The 14,646-nt window shown below is 72.5% G+C and carries 13 protein-coding genes and 1 pseudogene; 7 read left to right on the forward strand and 7 right to left on the reverse strand.

From position 1 onward, the window contains the following. Positions 1 to 51: 51 nt before the first annotated feature. Both OG223_RS46850 and OG223_RS46855 read left to right on the forward strand, forming a co-directional pair. Positions 52 to 660, forward strand: a complete 609-nt coding sequence (locus OG223_RS46850) for a TetR/AcrR family transcriptional regulator (protein WP_329263045.1) — start codon at positions 52 to 54, stop codon at positions 658 to 660. Positions 661 to 781: 121 nt separating this feature from the next. Next, the gene (locus OG223_RS46855; RefSeq protein ID WP_329263047.1) at positions 782 to 1,507 is read left to right on the forward strand and encodes a DUF2470 domain-containing protein; all 726 of its coding nucleotides are present in this window, start codon (positions 782 to 784) and stop codon (positions 1,505 to 1,507) included. Here the strand turns inward: OG223_RS46855 and OG223_RS46860 are convergent. The 3 genes from OG223_RS46860 to OG223_RS46870 all read right to left on the reverse strand — a co-directional run bounded on the left by OG223_RS46860 (position 1,475) and on the right by OG223_RS46870 (position 5,173). Then, on the reverse strand, positions 1,475 to 2,704 hold the full coding sequence (locus tag OG223_RS46860) for a lactonase family protein (RefSeq protein WP_329263050.1): 1,230 nt from the start codon (positions 2,702 to 2,704) through the stop codon (positions 1,475 to 1,477). The two genes, OG223_RS46855 and OG223_RS46860, sit on opposite strands and share 33 nt — an antisense overlap. 114 nt (positions 2,705 to 2,818) lie before the next feature. Then, positions 2,819 to 3,865, reverse strand: coding sequence for a hypothetical protein (locus OG223_RS46865; protein ID WP_329263053.1), 1,047 nt, complete (start codon positions 3,863 to 3,865; stop codon positions 2,819 to 2,821). Positions 3,866 to 3,919: 54 nt separating this feature from the next. Next, positions 3,920 to 5,173 (reverse strand): FUSC family protein, encoded by a 1,254-nt coding sequence (locus tag OG223_RS46870; protein WP_329263055.1) that lies wholly within the window; start codon positions 5,171 to 5,173, stop codon positions 3,920 to 3,922. A 128-nt stretch (positions 5,174 to 5,301) separates the two neighbouring features. Here OG223_RS46870 and OG223_RS46875 point away from each other — a divergent pair, with 128 nt between their 5' ends. Continuing rightward, entirely contained in the window at positions 5,302 to 5,895 is a 594-nt protein-coding gene (locus tag OG223_RS46875) for a TIGR03086 family metal-binding protein (RefSeq protein WP_329263059.1), read from the forward strand. A 22-nt stretch (positions 5,896 to 5,917) separates the two neighbouring features. Here the strand turns inward: OG223_RS46875 and OG223_RS46880 are convergent, their stop codons facing one another. After that, entirely contained in the window at positions 5,918 to 6,484 is a 567-nt protein-coding gene (locus tag OG223_RS46880) for a CGNR zinc finger domain-containing protein (RefSeq protein WP_329263061.1), read from the reverse strand. Positions 6,485 to 6,635: 151 nt separating this feature from the next. Between OG223_RS46880 and OG223_RS46885 the strand changes: the two genes are divergently transcribed. Further along, on the forward strand, positions 6,636 to 7,637 hold the full coding sequence (locus OG223_RS46885) for a quinone oxidoreductase family protein (protein ID WP_329263064.1): 1,002 nt from the start codon (positions 6,636 to 6,638) through the stop codon (positions 7,635 to 7,637). A 71-nt stretch (positions 7,638 to 7,708) separates the two neighbouring features. On the opposite strand, the gene OG223_RS46890 is transcribed toward OG223_RS46885, so the two are convergent. Beyond that, positions 7,709 to 8,203 (reverse strand): FBP domain-containing protein, encoded by a 495-nt coding sequence (locus OG223_RS46890; RefSeq protein ID WP_329263068.1) that lies wholly within the window; start codon positions 8,201 to 8,203, stop codon positions 7,709 to 7,711. Positions 8,204 to 8,290: 87 nt separating this feature from the next. Between OG223_RS46890 and OG223_RS46895 the strand changes: the two genes are divergently transcribed. Further along, positions 8,291 to 9,220: a DUF3626 domain-containing protein gene (locus OG223_RS46895; protein WP_329263071.1), complete on the forward strand. Its 930-nt coding sequence runs from the start codon at positions 8,291 to 8,293 to the stop codon at positions 9,218 to 9,220. Here the strand turns inward: OG223_RS46895 and OG223_RS46900 are convergent. After that, positions 9,151 to 9,762 carry a helix-turn-helix transcriptional regulator gene (locus tag OG223_RS46900; protein ID WP_443073877.1) on the reverse strand — a complete coding sequence of 204 codons (612 nt, stop codon included), beginning with the start codon at positions 9,760 to 9,762 and terminating at the stop codon, positions 9,151 to 9,153. The genes OG223_RS46895 and OG223_RS46900 overlap by 70 nt on opposite strands. An 81-nt stretch (positions 9,763 to 9,843) precedes the next feature. Beyond that, complete coding sequence (locus OG223_RS46905; RefSeq protein WP_329263077.1) at positions 9,844 to 10,275, reverse strand: DUF6234 family protein; 432 nt, start codon at positions 10,273 to 10,275, stop codon at positions 9,844 to 9,846. Positions 10,276 to 10,467: 192 nt separating this feature from the next. Here OG223_RS46905 and OG223_RS46910 point away from each other — a divergent pair. Together OG223_RS46910 and OG223_RS46915 are read left to right on the forward strand one after the other, a co-directional pair. Next, positions 10,468 to 13,640 (forward strand): annotated as a pseudogene (locus OG223_RS46910) (cytochrome P450). 24 nt (positions 13,641 to 13,664) lie between these two features. Next, a complete protein-coding gene (locus OG223_RS46915; protein WP_329263079.1) occupies positions 13,665 to 14,630 on the forward strand; it encodes a phosphotransferase family protein in 966 nt (321 codons plus the stop codon). The last annotated feature ends 16 nt before the right edge of the window (positions 14,631 to 14,646 follow it).

Consider the following 14,646-nt stretch of genomic DNA (forward strand, 5'->3'; position numbering starts at 1 on the left):
TGGGTTTCAGTGTGATCCCGCTGTTGAACCGACGTCAAGTAAAGTGCGGGAATGGCCGCGAACCAGGGTGAGCGCACGCGCCGCCGGCTCAGCAGTGAGGAGCGCCGGGAGCAACTCCTCACGGTGGGCGCGCGGTTGTTCTCCGAGGACCCCTACGACGATGTGTGGATCGAGCAGGTCGCCGAGATCGCCGGGGTCTCCCGCGGGCTGCTCTACCACTACTTCCCGACCAAGCGGGACTTCTTCGCGGCCGTCGTCGAGCGCGAGAGCGAGCGGATGCTTCGAATGACGGCGGCGGTCCCGGGCGTGCCGGCCCGTGAGCAACTCGCCGTCGCCCTCGACACCTATCTGGAGTACGTGCAGACCCACGCGCACGGCTACCGCGCCTTCCACCGCGCCGACGCGGCCGGGGACCAGACCGTACGGCGGGTCTACCAGCGGGCGTTGGCGGCGCAGGAGCGGCAGATCCTGGCCGCGCTGACCGCCGATCCCGAGTTCGGGCCGGCCGTGGCGGAGCGGCCCGACGCGAAGCTCGCGGTGCGCGGGTGGCTGGCCTTCACCACCGCGGTCTGTCTGGAGTGGCTTCGGGGGCCCGAGTTGAGCCGCGAGCAGGTGCGCGATCTGTGCGCGCGGGCGCTGTTGGGCGTCATCTCGCCCTGAATTTGTCCCGGAAGACCGGGTGGCTCGTCCCGGAAGGCTTGATGGAGACATTGCGTGGCGTGGTTGGCGTGCGCCCCGATCTTCGGTAAGTTAGGCAAGGCTTACCTAAGGAGGTTCAGGGATGGGTGACAGCCAGACGTGGACGGCCGTGCCTGCCGCGGCCGAGCGGGCCCGCTCGGTGCTCGCCGCCGCATGGTCCTGCGCGGTGACCGCGGAGGGCGGTCGCGAGGAGTTCGTCGGTGCGCACAGCGTCGACGACGACGGCCGGGTGCTCCTTCAAGTGCCCGAGGACAGCGCCCTGTTGGCCGCCGCGATCTGCGCGCCGCGCGGAGAGCCGTCCGCGGTCCTGGAGTTCGCGGACGTCGCACCCGTCCCCGTGCGCAACCGTATCCGAGCCAGGCTGTGGCTCGCCGGGTGGTTCGTGCCCGAGGAGGGCCAACTCGCCTTCCGGGCAACGCGCGTGGTGCTTCGCCCGCCGACCGGCGCGGTCGTCATCGACCTCGCCGAGTTCGCCGCCGCCGAACCCGACCCGCTGGCCCTGGCCGAGGCCCAACTGCTGACCCACCTCGCCGACTGCCACTCCGACGCGGTCGAACGCCTCACCCGACTCGTCGAGCCCGACAGCCTGCACGGCGCGGTCCGCGTCCAGCCCCTCGCCGTCGACCGGCACGGACTGACGCTGCGCATCGAGCGGGCCCGCGCCCACGGCGACGTACGCCTGCCGTTTCACGCGCCCGCAGATTCGGTCGGCCATCTCACCGAGCGCATGCACGTACTGCTCACCCAGGCCAGTGCCGCGTCCTGCCCGCGCCCCCTACAGCGGCAGCGCACAGACGGCGACCGGTGACGCGAACGGCTTGCCCGCGAGCCGCAGTTGACCGCTCGCGCCGTCCACGTGGAACACGCTGACCGTGCTAGACCTCTGGTTCGCGGTGAACAGCAGCGTCCCGTCCGGCGAGAGCGCGATCTGGCGTGGGAAGTCACCGGACACCGGCACCGTGTCGAGCAGCCTGAGCCGAGCGCCGTCCGCCTCGACGGCGTACCGCGCAAGGGTGTTGTCGCCCCGGTTGGCGAGATAGGCGTACGCGCCGTTCGAGGTCACCAGGATCTGCGCCGGGTAGTTGGTGGCGTTGCCCGTGCTGCCGCTGGACTGCGGGGCGCCGATCGACAGGGCGCCCGTGGCCGGGTCGTAGGCGCAGACCGCGACGGTGTCGTCGACCTCGTTGGCGAGGTAGGCGTACCGGCCGCCGGGGTGGAACGTGAGGCTGCGCGGGCCCGCACCCGCGCGCGTGTGCGCCTGCGAGACCTCGGTGAGCGTGCCCTTCGCGGTGTCCAGGCGGTAGGTGTAGACCGTGTCGGTGCCCAGATCGACGGCGAGGACATGGCCGCCGTCGGGACCGGTCACGAACTGGTGCGCGTGCGGGCCGTCCTGGCCCGGGCCCGGCTGCGGACTGGAGTGCTTGACCAGCGCGCTGCGTTCACCGAGCGCGCCCGAGGTGTCGATGGGGTGCACGGCGACACTGCCGGACGTGTAGTTGGCGCTCAGCAGCCAGCGTCCGGTGGGGTGCACGGACAGATGGCAGGGGCCCGCCCCGCCGGTGCTCCGCGCGCCGAGGATCGTGCGGTCCGCCAGGCGTACGGCGGTCACCGCGCCCGCCGTCTGCTCGTCGACCGCGTACAGCGTGCGGCCGTCGGGGTGCACGGCGAGGTACGAGGGGTCGGCGACCCCGGTGAGTGTTCCCGCGCCGGTGATCTTGCCGGTCGCCGGATCGTAGGTGGCCAGGCCGATGCCCGTGCCGCCGCCGTCGACCGAGGTGTAGGTGCCGAGGTAGAGGGGGCGGGGGCCGGACGCCTTGCCGACGGAGGGTGGAGCGGCGGGTGCCGGTGTCTTCGTGGCCGTCGGGTCCGCCGTAGGGGCGGATTCAGGGTCGGCCGGTGGTGAGGCCGGGGCCGGGACCGCGACCACCGCCGCGGTTCCCGCCAGGGCGCCGATGAAACGGCGCCTGCTCCAGCCCTCGCGTGACGCCTCCGCACCACTCGTCATGCCCACACCCTCAGGTCGTCGCTCGCTTCGGTCGTCACGGCAACCTTGGCGTGGAGGGCGTGTTGAGCGCAAGACCGGCAACGGCCGTTGCATCCAGTGCAACGGGTGGGTGGGTCACCAGTCGCCGTCCTCCACAGGCTTGCCGTGCGCGTCCTTGAGGGGCTGCACCTGGCCGGGCGTGGGCTGCTGCCAGGGTTCGTGGTCGTCGCCCAGCCAGTCGCCGACCGGCTGCACCGCTCCCAGGCTGTCGGTGGGGGCGAGATCGTCGGCGTCCTGGTCGTAGTAGTCGAACCAGGGGAGGCCCGCCCGGGTGTACGCGGCGCGGTCCACCGGTGAGGGCGGCGGGGCCTCGCCGGTGATGCGGCGCCACTCCGGGGGCGTCACCAGGTGCACGAAGACCCGTCCGGCGGGCTCCTCGGACCAGGCGGCCGGCGGGCGGTCGTCCGAGTAGACCTCCTGGCGCATCGAGCCGCCGACCCCGAGCCCCATCCTGGGAGCGGCCGCCGGAGCGCCGGGCGCGCGGGCGGCCTGCGCGGCCATCGGCATGGCGGGCATGGGGGGCATGGCGCCGTAGCCCCCGGACGGCATGGTGATCGCGCGGGCCCGCTCCGAGCGGCGCTGCTCGTCCGCGCGCCACTTGGCCAACTCCCGCTCGGTGAGCGGGAAGGACTGGAGCTGGACGCCGCCCCACACCTCTTCGCCCGTGACCTGGCCCTCGACCGTCGCGCCGAGACCCAGCGGGACCGCCACGAACTGGCGGACGGTCCCCTTGCCGGAGTTGATGCCGTCGAGCCAGGGCTGGCGCGGAAGGACGACGTAGTTCTGCGGGTTCCGGGACAGCCGGTCGCTCCACGGCTTCCCGGAGACCGCGCACACCTTGCCCACCCCCACCTGGAGGGCGGCGGGCTCGGCCGTGCCCGCGAAGCTCAGCCACATCGCCTCGCGCAGATACACCGGCAGCATCACCCCGCCCCGCGCCCGCCACTCCGCGGGCACCGTGTCCGGGAAGTCGGCGACCCTGCGGACCGGGAACTCGCCGAGCCCCGGCGGCAGCGGATGCGTGCCCGTCTCGGGCAGCCGCAGGGTGCGGACGAACCGCACCGCGACCCCGCCGGGCAGTCGCAAGGTGTTCCCGTCGATCCGTACGGTGCTGTCGGTCATACGCCCGCCCCCATCGCTGCGCTGCCGGAGGCGGCCCGCCCCCAGGTGACTCCGTCACCTAGAACGATCGGCGACCCCGCCCCGGTTCCTGCGCAGCCGCTCCGGCACGCCCACCCGCTCCCGCAGCCAGGCCAGCCAGGGCAGGCGCTCACGCTGCTCGCGGCTGACGCGGTCCAGCTCCTCCATCAGGCGGCGCGAGCGGTGCTCGGTGTCCAGCTCGTCCAGCATGCGGTTGACCTCGGTCAGCATGGCGCCCAGCAGTTGCCACTGGGCCGCGTCGCGCTGGACCTCCTCCAGGAGCAACTGGGCCAGCTTGTCGCGGGTCGCGGCGGCCGTGTGCAGCTCGGCGGTGAGCCGTGACTCCGCCGACTCGGCGCTCACCGTCACATCGGTGGTCACCAGCACCGCGAAACTGACCACCGCGTCACCGATCTCGGACAGCAACTGTTCTACGGCCGCGCCCGTCGGCGGCGCGAACAGCGGCTCGGGGTCGCGCTGTTTCGCCAGGTCGGTGAAGGTGCGGGCGAGGACGCGCAGCACGACCGTGCAGATCTCCAGGGTGTCCAGGCCGGTCCGCAGCACGACCCGGTGCAGCAGCCCCTCCCGTACGCGCGGATTGAGCCGCAGGCTGTCCTCCGCCTGCCTGAGGGCCGCGTCCACCTCGACGATGTCGTGGTCGAGCCGGCGCGCCTCGTGCAGCCGCGCGGTGGCGTGGTCGACGGGCGTGCGGCCCGCCGCCTCCTCGCCCATGCGCCGCATCAGCCGGCGCAGCCGACGGGCCAGTCCCTCGATCGACTCGCCGGCCTCGTCCACCCACACCGGGGGAGCCAGCAGCAGATTGCAGGCGAGCCCGACCACCGCGCCGATCAGCGTCTCCACCACGCGCGCCCAGGCCGTGTTCCCGACCGTGGTGACCCCGAGGACCAGCATTGCGCTGATCGCCACCTCGGGCACGTACTCGTCGACCTTCACCACCCGCCCGACGACCAGCGAGGCCACGATCAGCAGGGCCAGGCTCCACCAGGTCAGACCGACCAGCAGACTGAACGCGATGGCCACGAGCACGCCCGCGACCACGGCGTTCACACGGCGGATGCCGTTGGTGAGCGTGGCGTAGAGGGTGACCTGGACGACGAGGAGCGCGGTCAGGGGAGCGGTCAGCGGCGCGGGCTCGGGGCTCAGCCGCAGCGCGACGACGTACGCGACCGTCGCCGCGGTCGCCGACCGCAGCGTCTGGACGACCACCGGGTCCCGGTGCCGCCCCACGAACCGCACCAGTGGCGCGGTCCACTCACGGACATCTCGCATCCTTGGCCTATTCCCTCTCACCAGATGCGCTGAACGTGCGCAGCGGCGTGCACATTGAGGACCGAAACTGTCCGCAAGGCCTCCTAGATTGTCATCATCGGACAGGGCGAAGAGCGAGGGGAACGTTCATGACGGACATGCAGGGCATCGAGGTACTGACCCGCTCGCACGACTACCTGCGCGAGGTGGTCGCCGCCGTGCCCGACAGCGCCTGGGCGGCGCCGACACCGTGCAGCGAGTGGACGGCGCGCCAGGTCCTCAACCACGCGCGCATCGACCAGCAGGCCTACGGCCTCGTCCTCACCGGCGACCGGCCCGACGCCGACCCCTTCCACCCCGAGGACGTCCTGGCGGGGGACCCGGTCGCCGAACTCGACAAGGTGCTCCGCGCGGTGGCCGAGGGCTATGCCGGACTGCCCGCCGACGCCGAGCAGGTGCCGACGCCGCTCGGCCCGATGCCCCGCGCGTTCGCCGCGGCGACGGCCGCGATGGACGCGGCCGTGCACGCCTGGGACATCGCGGTGGCCACCGGCCAGAACCGGCCACTGGGCGTGGACCTGGCGGAAGGGATCCGGCCGGCCGCGGACCGACTCGTCGACCAACTCCGGGACGCCTACCGGGTGTTCGCGCCCGCGCGCGAGGCGAGGGCCGAGTACGACAGGGCCGAGGCACTCCTCGCCTTCCTCGGCCGCGACCCGCACTGGACGCCGGCCGCCTCCTGACCCTGCTCCTGGGCCTCGGCCTTCACTCGGTCGTGGCGGCCCGGCTGCGCGATCGATAGCCCGCGATCTTCGCGAGGTTGCCGCAGCGGTCCATCGAGCACCAACGGCGGCGGCGGGCCTGGGAGTCGTCGAGGAACAGCAGCGAACACTCCGGGTTCTCGCACTCCTTGACCCGATCGAGGAGCGAACTGCCCACCAGCAGCACGCCGTCCCGGGCCACCGTCGCCAGCGCCGCGCGCGCCGGATGTGCCGACTTCCAGCGCTGCGCGCCCAGTTGAGGCGCGAGATCCGGGCGCGCGGCGGCCTCGTTGACCCGCTCGACATCGGCCGCCGCCGGTTCCCGCCCGGCCATCGCGTCCCGTACGACGCGGTAGAGCGCCTCGCGCAGGGTGCGCGCGTCGGTCAGCTCCCGGGCCGTGACCCGCACCGGCTCGGTGCCCGCCGACAACTCCGCCTCCGTGATCCAGGCGGCCAGGGCGGTCGGATCGGGCAGCCGCTCGAAGGGGGTGCCGTGCCGTTTGCCGAGCGTCGCCACGAAGTTCAGGCACGGGCGTCCGCCGATGAACGGGAAGACGGGCGGTTGGGTCATACCAGTGAGCTTACCTCTCGTACACCGGTTCATGCGGTGTACGAGAGGTCCGTCGGTCGGCCTTGACACCGGTTCGTCGGGTGTCGCATGGTGACACCAGTTCAACAGGTGTCGGCCGGATTCGCCGGTCATGACAGGGAGCGGGTGCGGTATGCGTGCGGTACGGATCGACGAGTTCGGCGGGCCCGAGGTGCTGGTACCGGTCGAGGTGCCCGACCCGGTCGCGGGTCCCGGGCAGGTCCTGGTGCGGGTCGCCGCGGCGGGTGTGAACCGAGCGGACGCCCTGGTCAGGTCCGGGAACTATCACCGGGCGGGAAAGCCGCCGCTGATCCCGGGCGTGGAAGGCGCCGGTACCGTCGCCGCGCTGGGGGAGGGTGTCACCGGATTCACCGTCGGGCAACGGGTCGTGGCCCTCGACGGCGTGAACTCACCGGGTTTCTATGCCGAGTTGGCGGCAGTGCCGGCCACCCAGGTCGCCGCCCTGCCCGACGGGGTGGATCTCACCCACGCGGCGGCACTGCCCGTCGCCTGGCTGTCGGCCTGGTACTGCCTGCGACGCCTCGCCCGCGTCACCAAGGAGGACACGGTGGTCGTGAAGGCTGCCGCGAGCGGGGTCGGCAGCGCGGCCGTGCAGATCGCGGCCGAGACCGGCGCGCGTGTCATCGCTCTTGCCGGATCACCCGAAAAGGCCGCCTGGGCAGGGGAGTTCGGCGCCCACGCCACCCTCGACACCTCGGCACACCCGGGCGACGCCGAGGTCGACGAGGTGCTGCGGCTCACCGACGGACGGGGCGCGGACGTCGTCCTCGACACCGTCGGCGGCCGGGCCTTCGGGCGCAGCCTGCGCGAGATCGGGCACGGCGGCCGGGTCGTCGCCCTCGCCAATGTCGCCCTGGAGCCGAGCACCGTCGACACCCGCGACTTCTACCCGAAGAACGTGTCGATCCTCGGCTTCCAGCTCACCAACCTCCAGATCCACGGCGGCTACGACCCCCGCACGGACCTGCGCGAACTCGCCGAGCGGGTCGCCGCCGGCACGTACCGTGTGCCGATCGAGACCGTCGTGCCCCTCGCCGAGGCGCGCGCCGCGCACGAGCGGCTGGAACGGCGGGACAACCGGGGCAAGATCGTGATCGCGGTGCCGGGCGACTGACGTCGTTGCGGTGCCGGGCGACTGAATTGCGGTGCTGGGCGACTGACGCCATCGCGGTGGCGGGGCCGGCGTCAGACGTACAACTTGTCGATGAACGCGGTCAGATGGCCCACCGTCCGGGCGATCTGCTGCTCCGCGGTGAGGCTCTCCTCGATGCGGATGCCCGACTCGGGGATCTTCCGGCCGCGCACATAGAGGGAGCAGGCGAGATCCGTGCACATGTACAGGCCGACCGAGTTGCCCTCGCGGCCCGCCGGTCCCGCCTTGCGCGCGGTCATCAGGGAGACGCCGCCGCCCGAGTGGGTCGTCACGCACAGGGAACACATGCTGCGGTGCAGGAAGCCGCGCCGCGCGGACGGGAACCGCAGCGTGACCCCGACCGGCCCGTCCGCCCGCTCGGCGACCAGATAACTGCGGTCGGGCGCCCCGGGATCGCGCCAGCCCAGGAAGTCGAGGTCGTCCCAGGGGCGGGTGTCGAGATCGCGGGGGACCGCCAGCCGTTTGGCCTCGCCCTTCGAGCAGTTGACAAATGAGTTGCGGATGTCGTGCTCGGTGAGTGATCTCATGGGGGGACTCCTGGGAGGTGTCGGTTTCCGAAACCTAGGGGGTCTAGGTTTCGGCCCAGGGTAGTGAGACGAGCGGTGGAGGAGCCAATGGATTTCGGGGGCGTCGACGGCGTCGGGTCAAGGCAGGCACGGGCGTTGCGACATGTGGCGGAGCGCTCGTCGGGCCCGGCCGTCGATCCGGACCTGCGCATCACGCTCAACTTCCACCCCGACCGTACGGCGACGGGCCGCCCGATCCTCGACGCGCTGGCCCAAGACGGCACGTACCACTCGCAGTTCGTCACCGGCACCAGCAACGGCGGCCTCACCGCCCACCCCGGCGGCGACCGCTGGCGCTGGGAGAGCCGGATCTTCGCCGGTGCCTACGACGAGGCGCCCGCACCCGAGCGACCGGTGTACGGCGCGCTGAACTTCCGGCGCCAACTGGTCGGCGCCGCCCCGCGGTTCGGGTCCTCGCATCTCAGGCTGACCGGCGCCGCCCTCGCCCGCGCGACCTTCTGCTACCCCGACAGCGCGGCCGAACCGACCGACTTCGGCGTCGCCTCCGGCATGACCCTCATCGCGCTCGCCGAGGCCGACGAACAGGACGCCCTGAACGACTACATCGAGGCACAGGTGCACGGAGGTGTCGTCCTCGCCCCGGACACGGAGGCCCTCGTCCTGGACGCGAGCTACCGCGGCACCCCCGTCGAGAGTGCCGCCCACCGCCTGCCCTGCCCGGTCGAATGGCACCCCGGATACCGGCTCACCGTGGGCGAGTTGAGGCGGCACGCGGACTATCGAGGGCAGGAGTACGCCGACCTCGGTGCCCGTATCGCCGAGCGCGGTGTCGTCGACCCGCGCGTCATCGGCGACGCGGCACGCACCGGCTGCTACGCACTCCAGGACCTGAAGATGGTCTGGCACACCCTCGCGCGCTTCGGGGCGCCGGAGGGGGCGGGTACGGCCTACCGCCCGTCGGCGACCGTGACAGGCACCGGCGGCCACACCCCCGGCGAAAGGACCCCGAGCGCGTAGGCGCGGGCGACCAGTTCCGTACGGTTCGCCGCGTTCCACCGGGCCGACAGGCGCCGTAGGTGATAGGTCACGCCATCCGTCGTGAGGCCGGTCTCGCGGGCCGTGCGGGCGGTGGTGGCGCCGCCGGCGAGCAGGGCCAGGATGCGGGCCTCGATCGGGGTGACCTGCGCGGGGGCGTCCTCGGCGGGGCTGTCGTCACGGGGTTCGCCCTCGCCCCGTACGCGCAGCATGACCAGCAGGGCCGGTGTCTCCTCCACGGTGTCGCCGACCGGGTCGGCCGTCAGCTCGCCGTAGCGCTCGGCGCCGTCCGGGGCCCGCCACCGTACCGAGACCTGATAGCGCGACCGGTGCCGCAGCCGCAGCGCCTGCGCGATCCGCTCCACCTGCCCCGACTCCTGCGGCTGGAACAGGTCGAGCACGTCACGGCCGCGCAGCCGCCCCGGCGTCGTACCGCACTCCGCCGCCATCGCGGGATTGGCGACCTGCACCGAGCCGTACACATCGCACACCGCGACCGGCACCGCCACCCGGTCGAAGAGCATCAGGGTGCGGTTGCGCCACACCACGCCCTCCCTGCGTGCCCAGTCCACCGGCACCTCCCGCCACGCCGTACCGCACCATCATCAGTGGCAGGTCCCGCTGCCGCTGAGGCAGGGCGTGTAGAGGACGGTCGGGGTGGGCGCGGGGGCAGGGTGTTCGACGTCGTACACGTGCTGGGCGTTGGCGAGCATGGCGCCCAGGAGGCCGGCGACCAGGAGTTGCGACACCACCGTCCACGGTGCGCGGGACACCGCGGCGAGCCCGACCAGGGCGAGCGCGACGTAGAGGAACTGCTGGTTCCAGGCGATGCTCGCGAGGTTCGCCGCGTCGATCCGGTCCTGCTCCCCCTGCGCCGCCCAGACCGCCATCCCGTCGCCGAAAACCTTCCAGACGATCACGGGGATCTCGCAGAGGAACAGGACGACGGCGGCGGTGATGTCCGAAAGGCGCGAGGTCCTCCTGGACCACGGCCATCTGCCGCGCAGAGCCGGCCGTTCGGTCAGTGACTGCGTCATGCGCCCACCCTGTCGGGCCGGTCGCGGGCACACATGAGTACGCGCACTCAATAGCCGGACGGAGTTCCCGGCACAAGACGCCATCGGTGCTTTCCACTACACGATCGTGTAGTCCCGTGGCGCGGTCCGCCGATGCCGGACGAGCACGCTGGAACGCAGTACTTCCGTACCGCGAAACGCAGTTGTCGCGCCATGCCCCCCACCGCGCCGCTCCCCACTCTCCCCGACATCCCCGTCGCAGACATCACCGCGACCGGCCCCGGTCGCACCCCGATGCAGCAGATCATGGACCTGATGCGCCGTCACGGACCGGTGTTCGTACGGCGGTTGCACGGGCGGGACACGCTGTTCGTCAGCGACCTGGACCTGGTGACCGACCTCTCCGACGAGCGCCGGTTCGCCACGCATGTCGGACCCGCCCTGGAGAACGTACGGGCCTTCGCCGCCGACGGACTCTTCACGGCGTACAACGACGAGCCCAACTGGGCCAAGGCGCCAGACATCCTGATGCCCGCCTTCGCGCTCGGCTCGATGCGCATCTACCACCCCGTGATGCTGGAGGTGGCCCGCAGGCTGGTCGAGGCCTGGGACCGGGGCGCCCGTGACGGGCAGCCGGTGAACGTGCCCGACGACATGACCCGGATGACCCTCGACACCATCGGACTCGCCGGATTCGACTACGACTTCGGGTCCTTCGAGCGCGCCGAGCCGCACCCCTTCGTCGAGTCCATGGTCCGCTGCCTGGAGTGGAGCACGACCCGGCCGGCACGCGTCCCGGGCCAGGATTACTCGGCGGCCGACGCGGCCTTCCGGGCCGACGCCGACCACCTCGCGCAGGTCGTCGTCGACGTCATCGCCACCCGCACCGGCACCGACCAGGCCGATGCCACCGACCTCCTCGGGCTCATGCTCAGCGCCGAGCACCCGGTCGACGGCACGACGCTCGACACCGCCAACATCCGCAACCAGGTGATCACCTTCCTGATCGCGGGCCACGAGACGACCTCCGGCGCGATGTCGTTCGCGCTGTACTACCTGGCCAAGCACCCGGCCGTGCTCCAGCTCGTCCAGCGCGAGGTGGACGCCTTGTGGGGCGACACGGCGGACCCGGAGCCGACGTACGACGAGGTCGGGCGGCTCACCTACACGCGCCAAGTGCTCAACGAGGCACTGCGGTTGTGGCCCGCCGCCGCCGCGTTCAGCCGGCAGGCGCTTCAGGACACGGTGCTCGGCGGGCGCATCCCGCTCCGTGCCGGACAGGCGGTCACCGTGATCGCCCCGATGCTGCACCGGCAGCCCGACTGGGGCGACAACCCGGAGCTGTTCGACCCCTCACGCTTCACCCCCGAGGCGGAGGCGGCCCGTTCCGTGCACGCCTTCAAGCCGTTCGGCACCGGTGAACGCGCCTGTATCGGGCGGCAGTTCGCGCTGCACGAGGCGACCATGCTGCTCGCGATGCTCGTCCACCGCTACCGGCTGCACGACCACGCGGACTACCGGCTCACGGTGAAGGAGACCCTCACCCTCAAGTCCGACGGTTTCACGCTGACGCTCACCCCGCGCACCTCCGCCGACCGCGCGCACCCGCCGCTGCCGGGCGCCGTCGAGGCCCCCGCGACTCCTGTGGCGGAGGCCACCCTCCCCGCCCGCGTCCGCCCCGGCACCCGCGCCCTCTTCCTGCACGGCAGCAACTACGGCACCTGCCGCGCGTACGCCGCCCAACTGGCCGACGAGGCAGGCGTGTTGGGGTGCTCCGTCGACGTCGCGCCGCTGGACGCGTACGCCGACGGCCTGCCCACCGACCGGCCCGTCGTCATCACCGCCGCCTCCTACAACGGCCGCCCCACCGACGACGCCCTCGCCTTCGCCGCCCGGCTGGAGGAGACCCACGACCTCACCGGCGTGACGTACGCCGTCCTCGGCGTCGGCGACCGCAACTGGGCCGCCACCTACCAGCACATGCCGACCCGCATCGACGCCCGCCTCGCCGAACTCGGCGCCACCCGCCTCACCGACCGCACCGCCGCCTCCGGCGATCTCACCGGCGCCGTACGGGAGTTCACGGCCCGACTGCGCGCGGCCCTGCTGGAGACGTACGGCGATCCCGACGCCGTGGACACCGAACCCGTCGACCCCGTCGAAGCTTTGGAGCCGACCGCCGCCTATGAGGTCTGCACCCTCACGGCGGCCACCTGGACGCCCTCGCCGAACGGCACGGTCTCCTCCCCATGACCGTCACCGAGGCCCACGACCTCACCGCCCCCGGCCACCCGCGCCGCAAGCGCTTCGTCCGCGTCGCCCTGCCGGACGGGACCGCCTACCGCACCGCCGACCACCTCACCGTCCTGCCCGCGAACGCCCCTGCTCTGGTCGAACGCGCCGCCACCGCCCTCGGCGTCGACCTCGACACCGTCCTCGACATCCGCCCGGCCCGCCCGCGCCGCGACGGCCTCGCGGTCGACCGCCCCGTGACGGCACGCCAACTCCTGACCCATTACGTCGAGTTGCAGGACCGCCCGACCGCCGGCCACCTGCTCGCGCTCGCCGCCGCCAACCCCTGCCCGCCCGAGCGCACCGCGCTGGCCTCCCTCACCGACGACCCGCGCACCCTCGTCGAACTCGTCGAGGACCACCCGGCGTTGCGCGGCGCCCTGGACTGGCCCGCACTCCTCGGCCTGCTCACCCGGCTGCGTCCCCGGCACTACTCGATCTCGTCCTCGCCCGCCGTCGACCCCGGTCACGCGGACCTGATGGTCTCCCTGCTGGAGGCCCAGGCCCGCTCGGGCAAGGGTGTCTACCGGGGCACGGGCTCCGGTCACCTCAACACCATCGAGCCGGGCGACACGGTGTACGCCCGCGTCCAGCCGTGCCGCGAGGCCTTCCGGATCGACGACTCCACCCCGGTCGTCATGATCGCGGCGGGCACCGGCCTCGCCCCTTTCCGGGCAACCATCGCCGACCGTACGGCCGCCCTCGTCACCGGAGCCGAACTCGCCCCGGCCCTCTGCTACTTCGGCTGTGACGCCCCCGACGCCGACTACCTCCACGCCGACGAACTGCGCGCCGCCGAGCGTGCCGGAGCCGTCTCGCTCCGCCCGGCCTTCAGCGCGGCCCCGCAGGACGGAGCGACGTTCGTCCAGCACCGCGTCGCCGCCGAGGCCGACGAGGTGTGGGCCCTGTTGGCGGAGGGCGCCCGGGTGTACGTCTGCGGCGACGGCGCACGCATGGCGCCGGGCGTACGCGAGGCGTTCCGTACCCTGTACCGGGACCGCACACCCGGCGCCGACGACCCGGCCGCCGAGCGGTGGCTCAACGCATTGATGGCGGACGGGCGTTACGTCGAGGACGTGTACGCCGCCGACTGACCGAACGGGAGAGGTGGGCGCACGGTGACGGACTCCTGGGAGCGAGCCCGACAGGTACTCGGCTCGGCGGGCATCCCGCCCGGCTCTCTCGCCCACCTCCGCCCGATGGGCGGCGGCACCTACAACACCGTCGAGGAACTCACCCTCACCGACGGCAGCCGCTACGTCCTGAAGACCGCGCCCACCGCCCCCGGCCTGGCCCACGAGCGCCAACTCCTCGTCTCCGAGGCCGACTTCTACGGCGCCGCCGCCAAGGCCGATGTGGCGGCGCCGCGCGTCGTGGTCCTCGACGGCGACACCCTCCTGATGACGCTCTGCCCCGGCGAACCCTGGGACGACTCCCTCACGGACACCGAAGTGACCTCCCTGCGCACGGAGTTGGGACGACAGCTCGCCCGTCTGCACGAGATCACCGGCCCCGGCTTCGGCTACCCCTCCGGCGCGCTGGGCCCGCTCGCCCCCGACTGGCGCACCGCGTTCACCACGCTCTACGACGCGGTCCTCGACGACACCCGCCGCTACGGGGCCTGGCTGCCGCTCCCCGCCGACGACATCGCCCGCACGGCCCGGACGGCGTACACCGCCCTCGACGAGGTCACCGTCCCGAGCGCCGTCCACTTCGACCTGTGGCAGGGCAACATCCTGGTCGACCGCACGAGCGGAACGCCCCGTATCGGCGGTCTCATCGACGGCGAGCGCATGTTCTGGGGCGACCCCCTCGCCGACTTCGTGTCCCTGGCGCTGCTCGGGGACATCAGGACGGACGAGTCCTTCCTCGCGGGGTACCGGGGGGCGGGCGGCCGGGTCGAGTTCGACCGGTCGGCCCGCCTCCGCTACGCGCTCTACCGCAGTTACCTCTACCTGATCATGCTCGCCGAGGCGGTCCCCCGGGAGTTCGGCGAGGAGGAGAACCGCTGGCGGCGGGAGAGGGTCGGCCCCGAGCTCCTCGCCGCCCTGGGAGAGATCGACGGGACGGCTTCCACCACGTAGTGTGCATCCCATCGCC

It is taken from the genome of Streptomyces sp. NBC_01478, from assembly GCF_036227225.1.
GTDB lineage: Bacteria > Actinomycetota > Actinomycetes > Streptomycetales > Streptomycetaceae > Streptomyces.

What these genes read in the sequence shown, in the direction of transcription:
- OG223_RS46850 (WP_329263045.1), top strand. Translation starts at nt 52, where the DNA reads ATGGCCGCGAACCAGGGTGAGCGCACGCGCCGCCGGCTCAGCAGTGAG.
- OG223_RS46855 (WP_329263047.1), top strand. Translation starts at nt 782, where the DNA reads ATGGGTGACAGCCAGACGTGGACGGCCGTGCCTGCCGCGGCCGAGCGG.
- OG223_RS46860 (WP_329263050.1), bottom strand. Translation starts at nt 2,704, where the DNA reads ATGACGAGTGGTGCGGAGGCGTCACGCGAGGGCTGGAGCAGGCGCCGT.
- OG223_RS46865 (WP_329263053.1), bottom strand. Translation starts at nt 3,865, where the DNA reads ATGACCGACAGCACCGTACGGATCGACGGGAACACCTTGCGACTGCCC.
- OG223_RS46870 (WP_329263055.1), bottom strand. Translation starts at nt 5,173, where the DNA reads ATGCGAGATGTCCGTGAGTGGACCGCGCCACTGGTGCGGTTCGTGGGG.
- OG223_RS46875 (WP_329263059.1), top strand. Translation starts at nt 5,302, where the DNA reads ATGACGGACATGCAGGGCATCGAGGTACTGACCCGCTCGCACGACTAC.
- OG223_RS46880 (WP_329263061.1), bottom strand. Translation starts at nt 6,484, where the DNA reads ATGACCCAACCGCCCGTCTTCCCGTTCATCGGCGGACGCCCGTGCCTG.
- OG223_RS46885 (WP_329263064.1), top strand. Translation starts at nt 6,636, where the DNA reads ATGCGTGCGGTACGGATCGACGAGTTCGGCGGGCCCGAGGTGCTGGTA.
- OG223_RS46890 (WP_329263068.1), bottom strand. Translation starts at nt 8,203, where the DNA reads ATGAGATCACTCACCGAGCACGACATCCGCAACTCATTTGTCAACTGC.
- OG223_RS46895 (WP_329263071.1), top strand. Translation starts at nt 8,291, where the DNA reads ATGGATTTCGGGGGCGTCGACGGCGTCGGGTCAAGGCAGGCACGGGCG.
- OG223_RS46900 (WP_443073877.1), bottom strand. Translation starts at nt 9,762, where the DNA reads ATGCTCTTCGACCGGGTGGCGGTGCCGGTCGCGGTGTGCGATGTGTAC.
- OG223_RS46905 (WP_329263077.1), bottom strand. Translation starts at nt 10,275, where the DNA reads ATGACGCAGTCACTGACCGAACGGCCGGCTCTGCGCGGCAGATGGCCG.